Genomic DNA, 3,755 nt, shown 5'->3' with positions numbered 1-3,755 from the left:
CATTTAAATTAACATCTTCTAATAATCTTATCTTATTTAATAACTTTTCTATTTCGTTTAAACTAACATCATCTAATATTCTTTTTTTATTTAATATATTATTTAATTCGTTTAAACTGACATCTTCTAATATTTTTAAACTATTTTTGCTTCTAAAATTATCAGTGCCTTGAACATTATCATCTGTTGATATTTTATAAAGTTTCTCATAGTTAATAAAAGGCTCACCATCTAACCAATATTTAAACTTGCCAATATCTTCATCTGTGTCTGTTATAAAAGGTTCCCCATCTAACCAATATTTTAAACTTCCATTTATCATTTTAATTAACTTCTAAATTATCAACATAAATATTTCCGTTCTCTCCTCTTACTTTAACAACTAATTCTATAACTCCGTCTTCTGTAATACTTGAACCATTTATACTTATCTCTTTTTTCTCATATTCGTAATCTGCTGTTGGAGTAAAATCTTCCCAATCTGTTATCATCTCTCCTAAAAAATAAACTCCTGCTTTGACATCTCCGTCAAAACTGCTGTCTTTTTTAACATATAAAGACAATGTTTGAGAAGTGCTCTTTTTTGCTTTGACAAAAAAAGAATGGGCAATATAAATATCAGAAGATGTTGGGCTATATTTTAAACATTCTCCGCTCATTGCTCCTGTTGTATCTCTTTTGCTCATTCCATTTTCAAAATAATTTCTATTATCTCCACTGATTTTATATTTTTGAACCTTAATTGCTGGCCTTTCACTCCCTAATACAGGAATGACAACTATTCCCTTATTACTGCTCTCCTGATAATTTATTATTACATTCTCAATAGAACCTCCTGAAAGTATTCCAGCATTATCATTATAATTACATTTTGGATTTATAATTTTAGTTTGAGAAGATGAGTAAAGAATTGCTATCCCTGCTCCTGTGTGTCCATAATTATTGCTACATTCTGTATCTTTAATTAGAGATATAGATGTTCCTATCAATGCTATCCCAAAACCATCATCATCGCTTGGCTCAACTCCATTTCCTGAAAAGTTAGAACTATAAATTTTATTATCGGAGCATATAAAGAATTCTGCTCCATACATTCTATTGCTATATCCATAACAATTATTTAATACAAAACCAAAACATACCATAAATTCAATACCGATATTATACCTTAAAAATCCTAAACGCTCTATCTGAATGTGAAGATTATCCTCTGAGTATAATCCTATTCCATATCTATTTCCAAAATTATCTGGGTCTAATTGTCTAAAATAGGTAAAACCAGTTTGAGTTTCTGTTGCTAAATCCCACCCTCCTGATATTTTTAATCTATTGTTAGGGCTATCACCACCCCATTCTATCTTTTGAACATTATAACTCTCTGTTAGAGCTTTTCCTGTGTCGGTTACCAATAACTTTCTTGCTACCATATTTCCAGAAACACCAGACCTATGAAGTATTTTTGCGTTTTTGCTGTCATTAACTAATATAACTTCATGCCAATTATTATCATTTCCTAAAATAAAATCACCCAACCTTACATTTCCATCGTTTTCTCCTGACGATATTTCATTTAAAAAAATATCATCTGACGATGTTATATTATAAGAGTTTTTAGTAAATGTTATAGTCCCTGTTATATATTTAATTCCACCGCTCTTTGCCACCCTCACCTCATCTCCGCCATATAAACCCTGACACGCTCTTGTTATCGTCTTAAACGGATTAGTATTAGTTCCATCTCCTGTGATGTCATTTCCATTCTTAAAATCGCAATATTTAATTGCCATTATTTATTAAGATAAAGAAATTTCTTCTGTTAATTCCCAGACATCTCCACTTGCTTTTGTTCCTTTATTTATAACTTTTCTGTTTAATAAAACTCCTGATGTAAGAGCATTAAGAGTTCCAAACTCTTGCCAATCTTGATTAGCGTCATCTGGTCCAAAAACTGCTACTATTGTTGTTTTCTTGTCTGTCCCATAAGTGATGCTTGATGCTAATTTTTTAACGCCATTAGTAAATGTTGCTTCTGTGTCTTGGTCTGATTCTGTTCCAGTTCCAGTTCCTACTATAAGATAAGTATTTCCAAAAGCATACTTTGTTCCTCCTGTTCCAAAGCATAACTTTGACATCTCATCTGCTCCTGCTTCTGTTAAAAGGTTTCCTTCAAAACTTTCAACAGCATAAGGATTATTTTTTTTATAATCTTCTTCTGATTTAAATTTTCTAATAGTCCATTGAGGAAATTCCTTTATACTTTCTGTTCCTTTTTTAATATTTTTAACTTTTAAATTTTCACTTGTTTCTAAATTTTGTTTTTGTTTAATTCTCATTGTTTTCTTCTTCCGAGATTCTTTTTTCTAATTCTTTTGCTTCTTTAATATATCTTAAAGCAATAGAAAGAGGAACATCTCGGTAAGCATTAACTGCTGGGTCAAAAATTGACACCATTTTTTCTTTTTTTTCTTTTTCCATATGTTTTTTTTATTTATTAGAGGGGGGAGAGATGTCTCCCTCCCCTAATAAATCGTTATTATGATGAAGTTCCAGTATATAATACTGAAATTCCTTTCGGAAGAATTGGAGTATATCCAACTCTCTTTACCACTCTTAAAGCAACCATATCTTGTGTTGCTAAATTCAAGTCTGATGGCGATTCATCAGCACTCTCAATTATTCCTTGGTCTAACAATTTAACAGCAATGTTTCCTTTGTCTCCGTATACGCAAGTCTTTTTCAAATCAGTAAACAGCATAAGAGGAGTTTCCTCTTCTTCGGTATCTAACCCTGGCAAAACATCAAGCAATACATAAGGCTTTCCCCAAATAGCCCCAGGAATATTTCCTACTGGAGACTGTACTACATATAATCCATCGTCTGTTTTCATTTTCTGTAAAATTGAAAATAGAGAAGTGCTTAAATAAAATGCTCCATTCATTCTAACACTTGTTGGTACAGCATTCATAAGGTCTAACAAATCCTCAGGAATAATCTCTAACGCACTTGTTCTTCCTTTCATTTCTACTTTTTGAACACCAGCATAATTTAAAATTCCATCATAAGGGTCTCCCGCTAATTTTGAACCAGCAAAGAAAACTCTATCTTCTTCTTTTGCCATCGCTTCCCCAATTAACTCTCCTAATAAAGCAATAATATCTATTGCTTCGTCCTCTAATAATTCTTCTGTAAGAGGAACTATTGCGGAAATCTTTTCAAGTGTTTGTTTAACTAACTTGAATGAAGGCTTTGTAGATTTTTTTACTCCTCCTTCTTTTACCCAGTATACTCCAACTGATTCGTCTAAAACAGGAATTGACCTTTCATTTCCCGGTCCAGAAAATGGAAGATACCTCATATTTTGTCTTGCTATTCCGTACTCTTCTGTTATTCTATTAACTTCGGCAAGTAATTGAGGCGGAACTAATGCTCCTCCTCCTGTTTCTGTTCCATAATTAAGATAGCCTGCTTTTTGCATCTCTCTAATTCCTTGATAATCTTTATTTACTAAAAAGCGAAACCATTTTTTAACAATTTGCTGGTCAGAAAGATTTTTAGGTTTTTTGCCTATAATCCTTTGTTTTTCGACACCAGATAAAAATTTTTTAACTAAATCGTTTGATTTTGCTTCTATCTGTTTTTCTAACAAATTTTCGGTTTCTCTTTTGATGAAAGATTTCAAGTTATTTTTTATCTCTTCCTCCTCTAAATCACTACAAAACTTTGAACATAAACTTTCAGCAATCGCTACTGCTTGT

At 31.7% G+C, this 3,755-nt stretch carries 5 protein-coding genes; all 5 read right to left on the bottom strand.

From position 1 onward, the window contains the following. A partial coding sequence (locus PKV21_06480) for a hypothetical protein (protein HOM27135.1) occupies nucleotides 1–322 on the bottom strand: 322 nt, incomplete at its 3' end. Nucleotide 323: 1 nt separating this feature from the next. After that, nucleotides 324–1,787, bottom strand: a complete 1,464-nt coding sequence (locus tag PKV21_06475) for a right-handed parallel beta-helix repeat-containing protein (GenBank protein ID HOM27134.1) — start codon at nucleotides 1,785–1,787, stop codon at nucleotides 324–326. A gap of 6 nt (nucleotides 1,788–1,793) precedes the next feature. Beyond that, the gene (locus tag PKV21_06470; GenBank protein ID HOM27133.1) at nucleotides 1,794–2,333 is read right to left on the bottom strand and encodes a hypothetical protein; all 540 of its coding nucleotides are present in this window, start codon (nucleotides 2,331–2,333) and stop codon (nucleotides 1,794–1,796) included. Then, complete coding sequence (locus PKV21_06465) at nucleotides 2,323–2,475, bottom strand: hypothetical protein (GenBank protein HOM27132.1); 153 nt, start codon at nucleotides 2,473–2,475, stop codon at nucleotides 2,323–2,325. Before PKV21_06465 ends, PKV21_06470 begins: the two co-directional genes overlap by 11 nt. Before the next feature lie 58 nt (nucleotides 2,476–2,533). Further along, the coding region (locus PKV21_06460) for a phage major capsid protein (protein HOM27131.1) at nucleotides 2,534–3,755 on the bottom strand (1,222 nt) is incomplete at its 5' end.

This window comes from bacterium, assembly GCA_035371905.1.
Classification (GTDB): domain Bacteria; phylum Ratteibacteria; class UBA8468; order B48-G9; family JAFGKM01; genus JAMWDI01.
Note: the sequence above shows the minus strand (reverse complement) of the source record. Positions and strands in the feature narration are given on the sequence as shown.